This is a genomic window from Sphingomonas sp. (genome assembly GCF_019746665.1).
Taxonomy (GTDB): Bacteria; Pseudomonadota; Alphaproteobacteria; order Sphingomonadales; family Sphingomonadaceae; genus Sphingomonas.
Window position 1 is genome coordinate 84,174 of record NZ_JAIERS010000003.1, and the last position, 14,707, is coordinate 98,880.

General features: G+C 71.2%; 14 protein-coding genes. 6 read left to right on the forward strand and 8 right to left on the reverse strand.

What is annotated here, in order from left to right:
• Window positions 1–37: 37 nt before the first annotated feature.
• Window positions 38–1,612: a DUF6311 domain-containing protein gene (locus K2X73_RS01950; RefSeq protein ID WP_294108081.1), complete on the reverse strand. Its 1,575-nt coding sequence runs from the start codon at window positions 1,610–1,612 to the stop codon at window positions 38–40.
• A 120-nt stretch (window positions 1,613–1,732) separates the two neighbouring features.
• Here K2X73_RS01950 and K2X73_RS01955 point away from each other — a divergent pair, with 120 nt between their 5' ends.
• The gene (locus tag K2X73_RS01955) at window positions 1,733–2,275 is read left to right on the forward strand and encodes a hypothetical protein (RefSeq protein WP_294108083.1); all 543 of its coding nucleotides are present in this window, start codon (window positions 1,733–1,735) and stop codon (window positions 2,273–2,275) included.
• A 74-nt stretch (window positions 2,276–2,349) separates the two neighbouring features.
• On the opposite strand, the gene K2X73_RS01960 is transcribed toward K2X73_RS01955, so the two are convergent.
• The gene (locus tag K2X73_RS01960) at window positions 2,350–3,474 is read right to left on the reverse strand and encodes a patatin-like phospholipase family protein (RefSeq protein ID WP_294108085.1); all 1,125 of its coding nucleotides are present in this window, start codon (window positions 3,472–3,474) and stop codon (window positions 2,350–2,352) included.
• A gap of 233 nt (window positions 3,475–3,707) precedes the next feature.
• Here K2X73_RS01960 and K2X73_RS01965 point away from each other — a divergent pair, with 233 nt between their 5' ends.
• Both K2X73_RS01965 and K2X73_RS01970 read left to right on the forward strand, forming a co-directional pair.
• Window positions 3,708–4,133: a cupin domain-containing protein gene (locus K2X73_RS01965; protein ID WP_294108087.1), complete on the forward strand. Its 426-nt coding sequence runs from the start codon at window positions 3,708–3,710 to the stop codon at window positions 4,131–4,133.
• Window positions 4,134–4,142: 9 nt separating this feature from the next.
• Window positions 4,143–5,315 carry an MFS transporter gene (locus K2X73_RS01970; protein ID WP_294108089.1) on the forward strand — a complete coding sequence of 391 codons (1,173 nt, stop codon included), beginning with the start codon at window positions 4,143–4,145 and terminating at the stop codon, window positions 5,313–5,315.
• 118 nt (window positions 5,316–5,433) lie between these two features.
• Here K2X73_RS01970 and K2X73_RS01975 read toward each other — a convergent pair whose 3' ends face one another.
• From K2X73_RS01975 to purD, 6 genes are all read right to left on the reverse strand, one after another.
• A complete protein-coding gene (locus tag K2X73_RS01975; RefSeq protein ID WP_294108091.1) occupies window positions 5,434–6,510 on the reverse strand; it encodes an RluA family pseudouridine synthase in 1,077 nt (358 codons plus the stop codon).
• Window positions 6,507–6,869 carry a CrcB family protein gene (locus tag K2X73_RS01980; protein ID WP_294108093.1) on the reverse strand — a complete coding sequence of 121 codons (363 nt, stop codon included), beginning with the start codon at window positions 6,867–6,869 and terminating at the stop codon, window positions 6,507–6,509. The genes K2X73_RS01975 and K2X73_RS01980 overlap by 4 nt, the downstream gene beginning before the upstream one ends.
• Before the next feature lie 365 nt (window positions 6,870–7,234).
• Window positions 7,235–8,395, reverse strand: coding sequence for a deoxyguanosinetriphosphate triphosphohydrolase (locus K2X73_RS01985; RefSeq protein WP_294108094.1), 1,161 nt, complete (start codon window positions 8,393–8,395; stop codon window positions 7,235–7,237).
• On the reverse strand, window positions 8,392–10,242 hold the full coding sequence (locus tag K2X73_RS01990; protein WP_294108096.1) for an SPOR domain-containing protein: 1,851 nt from the start codon (window positions 10,240–10,242) through the stop codon (window positions 8,392–8,394). Before K2X73_RS01990 ends, K2X73_RS01985 begins: the two co-directional genes overlap by 4 nt.
• A 91-nt stretch (window positions 10,243–10,333) precedes the next feature.
• Window positions 10,334–10,873 carry a hypothetical protein gene (locus tag K2X73_RS01995; RefSeq protein WP_294108097.1) on the reverse strand — a complete coding sequence of 180 codons (540 nt, stop codon included), beginning with the start codon at window positions 10,871–10,873 and terminating at the stop codon, window positions 10,334–10,336.
• Window positions 10,873–12,138 carry a phosphoribosylamine--glycine ligase gene (gene purD, locus K2X73_RS02000; RefSeq protein WP_294108214.1) on the reverse strand — a complete coding sequence of 422 codons (1,266 nt, stop codon included), beginning with the start codon at window positions 12,136–12,138 and terminating at the stop codon, window positions 10,873–10,875. Before purD ends, K2X73_RS01995 begins: the two co-directional genes overlap by 1 nt.
• A gap of 10 nt (window positions 12,139–12,148) precedes the next feature.
• On the opposite strand from purD, the gene xseA reads away from it, so the two are divergent.
• From xseA to K2X73_RS02015, 3 genes are read left to right on the forward strand one after another with little or no spacing between them, the layout of a single operon-like run.
• On the forward strand, window positions 12,149–13,498 hold the full coding sequence (gene xseA, locus K2X73_RS02005) for an exodeoxyribonuclease VII large subunit (protein ID WP_294108100.1): 1,350 nt from the start codon (window positions 12,149–12,151) through the stop codon (window positions 13,496–13,498).
• Between the two features lie 15 nt (window positions 13,499–13,513).
• On the forward strand, window positions 13,514–13,711 hold the full coding sequence (locus tag K2X73_RS02010; RefSeq protein ID WP_294108102.1) for a DUF2093 domain-containing protein: 198 nt from the start codon (window positions 13,514–13,516) through the stop codon (window positions 13,709–13,711).
• Window positions 13,712–13,737: 26 nt separating this feature from the next.
• On the forward strand, window positions 13,738–14,574 hold the full coding sequence (locus tag K2X73_RS02015; RefSeq protein WP_294108105.1) for a M23 family metallopeptidase: 837 nt from the start codon (window positions 13,738–13,740) through the stop codon (window positions 14,572–14,574).
• Window positions 14,575–14,707 lie beyond the last annotated feature (133 nt).

Here is a 14,707-nt window from a genome sequence, read left to right on the forward strand (position 1 = left end):
AAATGCGCTTGTCGCGCATTTCGCGGTACCGGCCCGCTCAAGGCCGCGCCGGGATGTACGCGATCCCGTCGAGATAGCGCACACGGCGGCGCAAGGGGCGCGGCGCCTTGCCGTCGATCAGGACCACCAGATGCCCGGCCGGCACCCGCCCGGCGGCGAACGCGGCCGCCTCCCGCGCCAGGCGCCGGCGCGCGCCCACCGGCACCCGCGCGACATAGTTGAACCCCAGCGGCTTGCCCAAGGCGACGGCGCGCGCGCTGATGTCCTGCTGCACCGGCAGGCCGCGCCCCTCGTCCGCCGGCCACAGGTCTACTTGGCGCGCGCGGGCGATCAGCGCATCCCAGCGGGGATCGCGGGCGCGATGATAGCGCGCGGGGAAGCTCGCGCGCAGGCTGGTGTAGCGCAACTGGGCGAGCATCGGCGCGGTATCGACGATCTGAAGCGCGAGCGCCGCCCCCAGCGCCAGCGTCGCCGCGCGCAGCTGCATCGCCCCGATCAGCGCGACATACATCACGCTATAGGTCACCGGCCAGAACAGCCGCCCGCTCGCGCGCACCGGATCGAGCGCGTCGCGCAGCAGCGGCGGCAGGCGCCAGGCGAACACCGGCTCGCCCCGCCACCAGGGGTGCGGCCCGATCGCGACCACCGTCAGCACCAGGAAGCCCGGGATCAGCCAGCCGAGCCGCTGCAATTCGGGATCGAGCCCGCCCGTCTGGCCCGTGCGCCACAGCCACGCGCCCAGCCCCAGCGCCAGCACCACCAGCCCGCCGGCGCCCAGATAATTGAACCCCTCGAACCAGTTTTCCATGATGTTCGGGCTGGAGGGCAGCAACGCGGTGAGATCGGGATTGGCGGGGTTGATCCACGCATCGAGCGCGAGCGGAAAGGCGCCATAGGTGCGCGACGACTCAAACCCCGCGCCGAACACCCCCTGCACCCACAAAAGCGGCACCACCCAGGCGATGCCGAGCACGCCGCGCGCGAGCGTCGCCAGGCGCGGCCCGGTCACCACCCCGCGCAGCAGCACGCCCGCCCAGATGCTGGCGACGATCAGCAGCAAATAGCTGTGGATCAGCGCGGCGAGCCCCAGGATCGGCAGCCAGGCCGACAGCCGCTCGGCGGTATAGGGGTCGCGATAGACGAGCAGCGCCCACAGGATCAGCCACTGCGCGCACAAGGACAGATGCGGCGCGCGCGCGAAGAACATCGGCAGCGCGCCGAGCAACACCGTGCCGATCAGCCGCGGCACGAGGCCGCTCGCCCGGTCGAGCAGCGCCCAGGCGAAGCTCAGCTGCAGCACCACGCACAGCAGCAGCCACCATCCCGCCCATTGCCAGCCCAGCGGCAAGATCGGCGCGAGCAGCCAGGAGACCAACGGCAATGAATCGGTCAGCAACAGCGGCGCGCCTTCGGGGGCGAGCAGCAGATGCTGGCGCATCCCCGGCCAGCCGCCTTGCTGATAGGCGTAGAAGCCAAGCCAGGCCTGGCCGCGATCCTGCCCGTCGAGCAGCCAGCCCACGCGGCGGGGATCGAGCACATGCGGGTTCATCCAGGCGAGGAACACCAGCCCGGAGGTGAGCAACAACAAGGCGGCGATCCCAAGCCGGCGCATCCCCGCTTTGTGGCGCGAAAGCCCTAGCAATATGGTTAAAGACACCGGAACCAGCGGAACCTCACCGCTGGCGGCGCGCTTGGCTCTTCAACGGTTGCGCCTTTTTGGGAGTATTGACGGATGCGCCTGCTTGCCCCCTTCATCGCCGCCACGCTGCTCACCGCTCCGGCGTTCGGGCAGCAAAAGCCCGACGACAACAGCGTCGGCCGCGCCGCCACCCAGCCGCTGCGCGACACCAAGATCCAGAAGGACAAGATCCCCGAGGTGCTGCTGCTCGCCCAGTCGGCGCCCTATAGCTCGGTCAACACCAAGAATTGCGCGCAGATCGGCGCCGAGGTGCAGCGGCTGAACGCGGTGCTGGGCGACGATGTCGATGTCGAGGGCAAGAAGAAGGGCGAAGGCAGCTATATCGCGAGCGCCGCGACCAAGGCGGCGATCAACACGCTGATCCCGGGGCTGGGGCTGGTGCGGGTGATCACCGGCGCGGACAAGGCGCAGCGCCGGGTCGAGGCGGCGGTCTATGCCGGGTCGGTCCGCCGCGCCTATCTGAAGGGAATGGGCCTCAACAAGGGCTGCCGCCCGGTCGCCGCGCCCTATCCCGCCGCCGTCGCCGATACCCCGGAGCTGCCGCCGGTGGAGGAGAAGGACAAGGACGAGAAGTAAGGCAGCCGCTTAGAGACTGTTTCAGTTTCGCTGGATCGGCGCCCGCCCTTGTTTCAGCTTCGCTGAAACAAACCCTAACCCGTGAACGGCGGCTGCATCTCGCCGCCGCACGCCTCGTGCAGGACGAAGCCTTCGTCCTCGTCCGCCGGGGCTTCCCAGGGGCGTTCATCGAGCACGCGGCGGGTGTGGTCATAGCCCGCCTTGCGCCGCGCTGCGATGCCGGCGGGGGAAAAGTCGATGTCCTTGGCGTGATCCTCGTTTTCGAGCGCCGGGACGAGCAGCCGCACGACATGCATCCGCGTGCGGCAGCCATAAGCGGCGAGCGCTTTCACCTCCTCGGTGCCGCGCAGCTGCTCGGGCAGCATCTCCGCCAGCCGGGCGACCGCGCGGCGCAGCGTGTGGATCTGGCGCTGGCGGTGGATGTGGCTCGCCGCGCGGCTGGAATATTGCAGATCCTTCTGGCGGTTCATCACCTCCCAGATCGTCTCCGGTGCCCGGCCCTCACCGTTCCAGAGATGGACCGCGAAGATCACGCCGCTGCGCCGGGGCATATCGTCGAACACCGCCTCGACCGGGGTGTTCGACAGGATGCCGCCATCCCAATAAAGCTCGCCATCGATCCGCACCGGCGGGAAAGCCGGCGGCAGCGCGCCCGAGGCCATGATGTGCCGCGCGTCGAGCCGCATGTCGCGCGAATCGAAATAGCGCATCATCGCGCTCGACACCGCCGAGGCGCCGACCGTGATCCGCGTCGGCCCATCGTTCAGCAGATCGAAGTCCACCAGCTCCCCCAGCGTCGCGGCGAGCGGGGCGACCGAATAATAGCCGGCGGCTTCGGTGCCGAGCGGCAGATGCGGGTTGAGGAAGGCGGCGGGCTGCGGCTCGAAGAAATTGGGGACGCCACTGGTGATCGCGAGGGCGTTGCGCGCCCATTGGCTCAGCCAGCCGGGCCAGAAAGCGGGCAGTTGCGGCGCGCTTTCGATCCGGCGCCAGAAATCGCGCATCCGATCGAGCCGCTCGCCCGGCGGCGTGCCCGCGATGAGCGCGGCGTTGATCGCCCCGATCGAGGTGCCGATGATCCAGTCGATCCGCACCCCCGCCTCGTGCAACGCCTGATAAACGCCGGTCTGATAGGCGCCGAGCGCGCCGCCCCCCTGCAGCACGAGCACCGTCTGCCCGAATCGGTCACGATCGATCATTCGGGCCTTGTGTCGCAAATCGCCGCGCGGCGCTTTCGCAAAAAGCGCCGCGCGAGCTTGCCGCAAGAATCCATAATTTTTGCGCCGCAGCATTTCATATCCCGCGCACGGCGCGGCCTGCCGCCCGCGTCATTAGCAGTGGCAGCAATTTAAAAGCCGCAAAACGCCGGGTCGGCTAAAGGCTAGATCGAAGTCGCGGCGGGTCGGCCGGCGCGGCAATGATGGAGTATGCCATGCGCCGCCTCTTCGCGCTTCTGCTGATCGCCAGCGCCACCCCCGCCTTCGCCGGGCAATGCCCCGCGGGCAAGGAGGGCGCCAACGCCCTGGCCGGCGCGCCGTCCGCTCCCGCGGGCGTGACCGATGATCTGATCGGCTCGGTCGATCTCGGCGCCGAACTGAAGCTCGACGGGTTCGATCTGCGCACCCGCAAGCTGGTGGTCCAGCCGGGCGGGATCGTGCCGCTCCACAGCCACAAGGGCCGCCCCGCGCTTATCCTGACCGCGAGCGGCGCGATCACCGAATATCGCAGCAGCTGCACCGTGCCGATCGAGCACAAGGCCGGCGACATCGCGCGCGAGGCCGATGGCATTTCGCATTGGTGGCGCAACAACGGCAAGGTGCCGGCGGTGCTCTACTCGTCGGACGTGAAGCCGCGCTGAGACTGATCAGTGGCTAGTCTTGCCCCGGCGCGCGGCGCCCGCGCGCGGGTGCTGTTCGCGCTGATCGGCTTCCTGACGCTCGCCGATCTGTTCGCGACCCAGGCGATTCTCCCCGCGCTCGCCGCGCGTTATTCGGTCGGCGCGGGGACGATCGGCGTCGCCGCCAATGCCGGCACGATCGGCATGGCGATCGCTGGCCTGCTCGCCGGCGTCTTGGCGAGCGAGGTCGATCGCCGGCGCGGCATCTGGGCGGCGCTGGCGCTGCTCGCGCTGCCGACGCTGCTGCTCGCCATCGCCCCCAATCTGTGGACCTTCGCGCTGCTGCGGGTCGCGCAGGGGCTGTGCATGGCGACGGCGTTCACGCTCACCATCACTTATGTCGCCGAGCATTTCACCCCCGAGGAAGCGACCGCCGCGCTCGCCGCTTATGTGACCGGGGTGGTCGCGAGCAATCTGGTCGGCCGGCTGATCGCCGCGACCGTCGCGAGCACGGCCGGCCTGCCCGCGAGCTTCGCGCTGTTCGCGCTGCTCAACCTGGTCGGCGCGCTCGTCACCCGCTTCGCGCTGGCGAGCGGGGCGCCGATGATGCAGCCGCGCTGCAACCATTTCTGGAGCGCCTGGGCCGCCCACCTCCAGACGCCGGCGCTGCGCCGCGCCTTCGCCGTCGGGTTCCTGATCCTGTTCGGCTTCATCGGCGTGTTCACTTATGTGGGCTTCGTGCTCGCCGCGCCGCCCTTCGCGCTGTCGATGCGCGCGCTGGGGCTGGTGTTCCTGTGCTTCGCGCCCTCGCTGGTGACGACGCCGCTCGCGGGGCAGGCCGCGCGGCGGCGGGGGACGCCACGCGCGCTGCCGCTGTCGCTGGCGCTGGCGATCGCCGGGCTCGCGCTCGCCGCGCTGCCGTCGCTCGCCGCGCTGATCCTGGGGCTGGCGCTGGTCGCGATCGGCACCTTCTTCGCCCAGGCGCTGGCGACGGCGAGCGTCGGCCGCATCGCGACGCGCGATAAGGCGGCGGCGAGCGGGCTTTATCTGTGCTGCTATTATCTGGGCGGGCTGATCGGCGCGGTCGCGGTGGGGGCGCTGTTCGACGCGGGCGGCTGGCACGCGGCGCTGGCGGCGGTCGCGCTCGCGCTGGGGCTCGCCGCGTGGCTGGGGGCGGGACTCAAGCCAGCGACGGATGGGTGATCATTCTTGGAGTCTCCGCCTTCCCTTAGGGGAGAAGGCCGGGAGGCGGGCGGGGCGCGGCGCCTAGTGACCCCCCCACCCCAACCCCTCCCCTTAAGGGGAGGGGCTTACATAGGCTTCACCGCCCCCGGCTGCGCCGCTCGCCGCGGCGGGCCTGGCGGCGTTCCTTGGCCTGGGCCGCCGCGCGGCGCTTCTTGACCTCGGCGGCGGGCGCGCGCGGTTCCTCGAGCGGCAGCGCGTCTCCCAGCTCGGGATCGAACCCCAGCAGCGCCATGCTCTCGGCGAAATGCGCGGGCAGCTCGGCGCGCACGTCGAGCGGGGTGCCATCGGGATGGTCGATCCGCAGCCGGCGCGCGTGCAAATGCATCTTGCGGCTCACCCCGCCGGTCAGGAATGCCGCCTGCCCGCCATATTTGCCGTCGCCGACGATCGGGTGGCCGATCGCCGCCATATGGACGCGCAGCTGATGGGTGCGCCCGGTGAAGGGCTGCAGCTCGACCCAGGCGGCGCGGTTGCCGGCGCGCTCGATCACCCGGTAGCGGCTGCGCGCGGGCTGCCCCTCGGCCTCGTCGACATGCATCTTCTCGCCGCCGGTGCCGGGCTGCTTGGCGAGCGGCAGCTCGATCATCCCGTCCTCGATCGCCGGCACGCCGACCACCAGCGCCCAATAGACCTTGCGCGCGGTGCGGCTGGAGAAGGACTTGGCGAAGAAGGCGGCGCTGCGGGCATTGCGCGCGATCAGCAGCGCCCCCGACGTATCCTTGTCGAGCCGGTGGACCAGCTTCGGCCGCCCCTCGCTCTCAAACCGCAAGCCGTCAAGCAGCGCGTCGACATGGTCGCGCGTCTTGGTGCCGCCTTGGGTCGCGAGGCCGGGCGGCTTGTTGATGACGATCGCGGCGGGATCGCTGTGGATCACCAGCTGCTGGATGAAATCGATCTGATCGTCGCTCAGCGGCGGGCGCTCGCGCTTGGGGGCGGCGCTGGCCTTGGGCTCGGCGGGCGGCACGCGGATCTGCTGGCCGGCGCGCAGCCGGTCGCCCGGCGTCGCGCGCGCGCCATCGACGCGCAGCTGCCCGGTCCGCGCCCATTTGGCGATGGTGGTGAAGCTGGTATCGGCCAGATGCCGCTTGAACCAGCGATCGAGCCGGATGCCCTCGTCATCGGGGGCGACGGTGAACTGGCGGACGACGCTCATGCGAACCCCTTCGCGAGCGCGAGCCCCGCCGCCACCCCGCCGATCGCGCCCGCGAGCGAGCCGAGCACATAGAGCGCGGCCAGGCCGCCCGCCCCGCGCTCGGCGAGCGTCACCGCGTCGAGCGCGAAGCTGGAGAAGGTGGTGAAGCCGCCGAGGAACCCCACGCCCAGGAACAAGCGCCACGCTTCCTGCCCGCCGCCGCGCGCCAGCACGCCGATCAGCAGCCCCATCGCCAGCCCGCCGCTTACGTTCACCGCCAGCGTCGCCCAGGGGAAGCCCGCGCGCGGCAGCGCGAGCCCCACGCCATAGCGCGCGCCCGAGCCCAGGGCACCGCCGAGCATCACCAGCAACCAGTTCATGCCCGTGGCGTAGCGGCGCGGGCGCCGCTTGGGAACCCTGGCGCGATTTCACGAGAGGCAGGATGCAGCGCCATGCTTCCGTTGCCCGGGGGCGGGGATACTGGACCCCGGCCTGCGCCGGGGAAGACGTGCTGGAGTCTGGGACAAAGGACGCGGGGGCGGGAGCGCCGACAGTTGCAGGCACGTGCCTGCCTTCTTCCCCGGCGCACGCCGGGGCCCAGCAGCGCGCGGCTTGCAGCGTCGCGCCTCCCTTGCTCCCCGGAGAATACTGGGCCCCGGCGTTCGCCGGGGAAGGCGTTTTCACGAGAAACCCGCGCGCTTGTCGATCACAGGTTCGCGCCAATGCCCCCCAATTCAACGTGCGCTCAAAATCCCTCGGGCAGGTCGATCGGGCCGATCAGGGCGCGGTAGCAGCGGATCGCGAAACGGTCGGTCATCCCGGCGATGAAATCGGCGATGTGGCGGCGGCGCCAGGGCTCGTCGGCGGGCAGCGCCTCGGCCCAGTGCGCCGACATCAGCGCGGGGTCGGCATCATAAGCGGCGAACAGCCCGCGCACGATCCGGTGCGCCGCGTCGGCCGCCTCCAGCTGGCGCGGATGGTGATAGAGCGTCCGGTACATGAAGCGCTTCAGCGTGCGCTCGGCCTCGCGCATCTCACCCGAAAAGCCGATCAGCGCGCGCCCCGCCGCCTGCACCTCGGCGAGCGAGGCCACCCCGCTGTCCTCGATCCGCCGGCGCGATTCGGCGAGCAGATCGGCGACCATCGCGCCGATCTGGCTGCGCACCAGCTCGCCGACCAGCCGATCCTCGGGGCAATCGGCGAAGCGCGCGCGAACATCGTCCCACAGCCGGGCGACCAGCGGCACCTCGAACAATTGATCGAAGCACAGCAGCCCGGCGCGCAGGCCATCGTCGATATCGTGATTGTCGTAAGCGATATCGTCGGCGAGCGCCGCGACCTGCGCTTCCAGGCTCGGCCAGCTGGCCAGATCGAGTGGGAAGCCGGCATCGGCTTCCGCCAGCGCCCAGCCGGGATGCGCGACCGGGCCGTTATGCTTGGCGAGCCCCTCGAGCGTCTCCCAGCCGAGGTTCAGCCCCGGCCAGCGCGGATAGGGCCGCTCGATCCAGGTCAGCGCGCGCAGGGTGTGGCCGTTGTGATCGAACCCGCCGGCGCCCGCCAGCGCCTCCTTCAGCGCCGCCTCCCCGGCATGGCCGAAGGGCGGGTGGCCGATATCGTGCGCCAGGCACAAGGCCTCGGTCAGATCCTCGTTCAGCCCCAGCGCGCGGGCGATGGTGCGGCCGATCTGCGCGACTTCCAGGCTGTGGGTGAGCCGCACGCGGAAATGGTCGCCATCTGGCGCCATGAACACCTGCGTCTTGTGGCGCAGCCGGCGGAAGCTGATCGAATGGATGATGCGGTCGCGGTCGCGCTGGAAGGCGTCGCGCGGCCCGCGCGGCGCGCTCGGTTCGGGATGCAAGCGGCCGCGGCTTCGCGCCGGTTCGGCCGCATAGGGGGCAAGGATCATGGCAGCTTGTCGATCTTCTGCCCGGCGGCGCTTTCGAAGACGAAGCTGCTCATGCCCCCGCCGGCCAGCTTGTTGACGAAATCCTGCGCCTCGTCGCGCGTCTTGAACGGGCCGGTGAGCACCCGGTTGGTGGCGCGCAGCGGGGTGGTGTAGCCTTGGCGACCCTTCAGCAACGGCGCCTTGGCCCTGGCCGCGGCCCAGGCCTTGGGCAGATCGTCCTCGGTCGCGCCGCCCGCCACCTGCACCCAGAAGCGCGCGGGCTGCTTGGCGTCCTTCTTGTCGGCATCGGCCTTGGATTTCTTGTCGGCGCCCTTCTTGTCGGAGTCTTTCTTGTCCGCGTCCCTGCGCTCGTCGGCGGCGAGCTTCGCGGCGAGCTTGCGCGCGGCGGTGAGATCGGCGGCGGACGGCTTCTTGCCCGCGAGCGCTTCCAACGGATCGGGCTTGGCCGGCGCTTCCTTCGCCGGCGCCTTCAGCGGTGGCGCGGGCTTCGGCGCGGGCGGGACGGCGCGCGCCGGTCTATCGCGCTCCTCTTCCAACCGCACCTGGGGCGGCGGCGCGGCGGCGGCGAGCACGAGCGGCGGGGTCGCGAGGCGATAGGCGACGAACGGCGCCGGCGTCGCCACCCGCACCAACACCGCACCCAATGTTGGAGGAACATAGGGCGGGCGGGCGATCGTGTAGGCGATCGCCGGCGGGCGGCGCGCGATGATGCGCGGCGGCGTCGCGACTGGAATCGGGACTGCCCCGGGCAGCACGGTGAAGCCCGGACGGGCGCCGGCCGGGCTTGGCGCTGCGCCGCGCGGTGCTGGCGTTGCCCCGGAGCGCGTCGGGAGGGGCGCGACGGGGGCTTCGCCGCGCGTGGGAGCCGGCAAGGGATCGGCGGCGGCGAGCTGGGTCGGCAGCGTGGGCGGCGCCGGCATCGGCGGCGCGGCGGGCACCGGCGGCGGGGTGGGGTTGGGAATGGCCGCGAGTGTCCGGCCGCGTCGCGGACGGGTTTGGGCGGGCGCGGGGCGGGCCGCGGGCGGCACGGCGGCGACCGCGACCGGCTCGGGCGGAAGCGGCGCCAGCCGTGGCGCGAGCCGGGCATCGGCGACGCGCGTCGGGCTCGGTGTCAGCTCGCCGAAATGCACGGCGAAGGCCCGGTCGATCGCCCCAAGCTGCGGCAATCGCGCGAAAAAGGGGCGCAATCCGTTGGCGACGGGCGCGGGGAGCATCGCGGTCGCGATCCGGTCCGCCTCCTGCGGCTCGCCCGCCATCGCCAGGATGAAGGCGCGCACCCGCCAGGCGGCGCGGTCCTGCGCGCGAACCAGCGGGTCGATCGCCGCCAGCGCCTCGGCGCGCTTACCCGAAATACCGAGCGAAAGCGCATAGTTACGCCGCGCCTCGGGTGTATCGCCCGCCTTCAGGACAAGGCGATAATCGCGCTGCGCGCGCTCCTGCTCGCCGATCAGATCATAAGCGAGCGCCCGGTCGGCGCGGAGCCGGTCGATGGGATAGCCGAACCCCGTCGCCTGCTCGAACAGCCGCAGCGCCTCGCCCGGCCGCTCGGCCTGGAGCAGCAGCCGCGCGCGCCCCGCGAGCAATCGGCCCGAGCGCGGATCGAGCGACTCGGCGCGGGCGAAAAACCCGGCGGCGGCGGTGGGATCGCCCAGCTGCAGCGCCAGCTCGCCCGCGCTCAGCAAAGCGTCGAGATTATTGGGATCGACCGCGAGCAGCCGCATCTGCGCGGCGAGCGCGTCGGCCTCGGGCGCAGGCGGCGCGACCACCTCGCCCGGCTGCGTCGCGACCTGCGCGGCGGCCGGGGCCGCGACGGCGAGCAGCAGATATGCCGGAAAACGAACGCCCATCCCGCGCGCCGCTAGAGCGTGTCGCGGCGCGCGCGGCAAGGGGGCGCCTGCCGGCGGGCGCCAGAGCGGGCGCTGGCGGCGATAAGCGCCCTCACCCGCCGAGCTTGCCGAAGCGCGCCTCGAACCCGGCGATGTCGCCGGCGGCGAGCAATCGCGCCTGCTCAGCCCAGCGGTCCCGCGCGATCCGCCCGGCGAGCGCCCCCAGAGCGGCGTCGAGCGCGGCGAGTTCCGCATCGCTCTTGGCCGCGAGCCCCTCGACGCTCGCCACGCCCAGCTGGCCCAGCCGCGCCGCCGCCTTGGGGCCAAGGCCTTTCAGCAGCGTGAGCGGCCGCCCCTCGGCGGCGGGTAGCGGCGGTGGTGCGGTCAGCGTCTCCTCGGCGGGCGGCGGAATTGGCTCGGCAGCGGGTTGAACTTCGGCCACGGGCGGCGGCGCCGGCACCACGGCTTCGGCCGGCCGCGCCAAAGGTTCGGGCGGGCGGTGCGCCTCGGCGCGGCGGCGCTCGGAGGCCTTGGCGCGGCGGCGGAGCGTTCCCCAGATGATGATCGCGAGCGCGAGCAGGGCGCCGATCGCGATCATCGTGAAGAAGGCCGGCGTCATCCAGGCCGGGGTGGGGATGTCGCGTGCTTCCATCAGGCCTCTCCCGGCTGGCGCGCAAGTTCCCGCCAGCCAATGTCTTGACGGTAAAAACCGCTTGGGAAATCAATAAGCTCCACCCCCTGATAGGCCCGCGCGCGCGCCTCCCCCAGGCTCGCGGCGCGGGCGGTGACGGCGAGTACCCGCCCCCCGCTGGCGACCAACGCGCCGTCGCACCATGCGGTGCCGGCGTGCAATACCGCGCAGCCCGAGGCCGCTGCCGCGTCAAGCCCGGCCAGCCTCCCGCCGGTCTCGGGCAATACGGGGTAGCCCCGGGCCGCGTAAACCACCGTCAGCGCACTGTCATTCGCGAAGCGCGGCGCCGGAATCGGCCCCCCGCGCGCGACCGCGAGCAGCAGCGGCAGCAGGTCGCTGTCCAACCGCGCCATCAGCACCTGACATTCGGGATCGCCGAAGCGGACATTATATTCGATCAGCTTCGGCCCCTCCGCCGTCAGCATCAGCCCGGCATAGAGCACCCCGGAAAAGGGCGTTCCCGCCGCCGCCATCGCCGCGAGCGTGGGCGCGACGATCTCCGCCAGCGCGCGTGCCTCGAGCGCGGGGGTGAGGACGGGCGCCGGGCTATACGCCCCCATGCCGCCGGTGTTGGGGCCGGTATCGCCCTCCCCCACCCGCTTGTGATCCTGCGCCGAGCCGAACGCCACATAATCGGTGCCGTTCGCCAGGACGAACAGGCTCGCTTCCTCGCCCGCCAGAAACTCCTCGATCACGGCGCGGCCGCCGGGCGCCGCGAAGATCGCGTCGAGCGCGGCTTCGGCCTCGGCACGGGTCGCCGCGACCGTCACTCCCTTGCCGGCGGCGAGGCCATCGGCCTTCACCACCATCGGCACCTCGAAGCGATCCAGCGCCGCCTGCCCGCGCGCCCGGTCCGCCACCTCGACAAAGGCGGCGGTGGGAATGCCGTGCGCCGCGCACAGCGCCTTGGTGAAGCCTTTCGATCCCTCCAGCCGCGCCGCCGCCGCGCCGGGGCCGAACACCGCCAGGCCCGCGGCGCGCAGATCATCGGCGAGACCCGCGACCAGCGGCGCCTCCGGCCCGATCACCACCAGCCCAATGTCCCGCTCCTTGCAAAAGCGCGCGACCGCCGGGTGGTCGCCGGTGTCGAGCGGCACGATTTGCCCATGCGCGGCTATTCCCGGATTGCCCGGCGCGGCGTAGAGCGTTCCCAGCATCGGCGATTGGGCGAGCTTCCATGCCAGCGCATGTTCGCGCCCGCCGCCGCCCAGAAGCAGGACGTTGATGAGTTCAGACATGCCCCGGCTGGTAGCCGAGTCGTCCCCGGGCGACAACGCCGCGCCCCTCACCGTTTCCGAACTGTCGCAGCAATTGAAGCGCACGGTGGAAGGCGCGTTCAGCTTCGTGCGGCTGCGCGGCGAGATTTCGGGCTATAAGCGCGCCGCCTCGGGCCACGCCTATCTCGCGCTGAAGGACGATGGCGCGCTGATCGACGGCGTGATCTGGAAGGGCAGCTTCGCCGCCATCGCCTTCGCCCCGCAGGACGGGCTGGAAGTGATCGCGACCGGCCGGCTCACCACCTATCCTGGCCGCAGCAAATATCAGATCGTGATCGAGCGGCTGGAACTCGCCGGCGAAGGCGCGCTGATGGCGCTGTTCGAGCGGCTGAAGGCCAAGCTCGCGGGCGAAGGCTTGTTCGATCCGGCGCGCAAGAAGCCGCTGCCCTATCTGCCGCGCGTGATCGGGGTCGTCACCTCGCCGACCGGGGCGGTGATCCGCGACATTCTCCACCGCCTCGCCGATCGCTTCCCCAGCCATGTGCTGCTCTGGCCGGTGCTGGTGCAGGGCGAGGGCGCGGCCCAGCAAGTGGCGCGCGCGATCGCCGGGTTCGACGCGCTCGTCGGTGACGGCCCCGTGCCGCGCCCCGATCTGCTGATCGTCGCGCGCGGTGGTGGCTCGATCGAGGATTTGTGGGCGTTCAACGAGGAGGTGGTGGTGCGCGCGATCGCCGCGTGTCGCATCCCCGTGATCTCGGCAGTGGGGCACGAGACCGACACCAGCCTCTCCGATTTCGCCGCCGATCGCCGTGCGCCAACCCCCACCGCCGCCGCCGAAATGGCGGTGCCGGTGCGCGCCGAGCTGATCGCGGCGGTCGACGGGCTCGGCGTGCGGAGCGAACGCTGCGCGCGGCGCTATGTAGCGCGCGGGCGTGAGCGACTGGAGCTGGTCGCGCGCCTCCTGCCCCGGCGCGACGCGCTGCTCGGTGCGCAGCGCCAGCGGCTCGACGACGCGGGCGCGCGGCTTGACCGGGCGCTCGACGCGCGGCTCACCCGCGCCGCCGCCCAGGTCGAGCGCGCGGCGACCCTGCTCCGCCCGCAGCTCCTCACCCGCCAGCTCGCCGCCGCGCGCGCCCATCTGGAGCGCACCGAGCGCCTGCTGGAGGCGGTGAACCCCGATGCCCTGCTCCAGCGCGGCTATGTCCGCGTCTCGGCCAAGGACGGCGGGGTGGTAACGAGCGCGGGGGCGGCACGGACGGCGCAGACCCTAACCCTTCATTTCGCCGACGGAACAGTAGACGCGCGGGTTGAGCGCGGCGCGGCCAAGGCCTATGTCAAGCCGACCCCCGAGCAGCCGAGCCTGCTCTAACCGCGAAGGCCGATCATGCTCGTCTCGAACAGCAACCGTACCGCCCGGCTGCATTATATGGCGAACGGCTTTCGCGTGCTGTCGCAGGGCGATCATGTGCTGTGCGCGGTCACCGGCCAGCGCATCCCGCTCGATGCGCTGCGCTATTGGAACGTCGCCCGGCAGGAAGCCTATGCGAGCGCCGAGATCGCGATGGAGGCGATGAGCGATTAAGGGGGGGACGGACAGAAATGGCGGGGATGATGCGGAAAGCGTTCGCGGCGCTCGTGCTGGTGGCGGCGCCGCTCGGGGCACAGGCGCCCGAACCATCGCCCTTCCGCCTTGAAGGTCCGCTGGTGCAAGGCGGTGCCGCCACCGGCATCGCGCCCGCCGGCACGACCTTGCTGGAGCTGGGCGACCAGAGCATCCCGGTGGCGCGCGACGGCCGCTTCCTGATCGCCTTCGATCGCGATTCGCCGCCGAGTCTCATCTTGTCCGCCACGCTCGCCGATGGGCAGGTGGTGCGCCAGACGCTCACCATCGCGACCCGCAGCTGGCAGATCGAGCGGCTGCCGACCCTGCCCAAGATCGCCCAGCCGACCGCCGAGTTCGAGGCGCTGCGCCCCGCCGAGGTCGCGCAGATCGATACCGCCCGCCACATGACGACCCCGGCCGAAGGCTGGCGCCAGCCCTTGCTCTGGCCCACGACCGGCCGACTGTCGGGCCTGTTCGGCTCGCAGCGCATCTACGCCAATGGCGAGGCGGGCAGCTATCACTCGGGCGCCGACATCGCCCGGGGCGAAGGCACACCGGTGATCGCCCCGGCCGACGGGGTGGTGGTGCTCGCCGCCGACCATCCGTTCACGCTGGAAGGCAATTTGCTGATGATCGACCACGGCGCGGGGCTATCCAGCTCGTTCCTGCATTTGTCGCGGATCGACGTGAAGCGCGGCCAGCGCGTCAGCCGTGGCCAGCTGATCGGCGCGGTCGGCAAGACCGGGCGCGCGACCGGGCCGCATCTGCACTGGAGCCTGAGATGGCGCGAGGCCCGGATCGATCCCCTGCTCGTAGCAGGGCCGATGCCAGCCGCGCAATAATTACCAATTCACAACTTTGTTGGCCTTTGCTAATCTGATTATCAAATGGCAATGTTTACGCCGGCGTAATAGTAAACCATATCGCCATCGTCCCGAATTTCCAGATTATTGTGATTTCTTCATGTATGCGGCA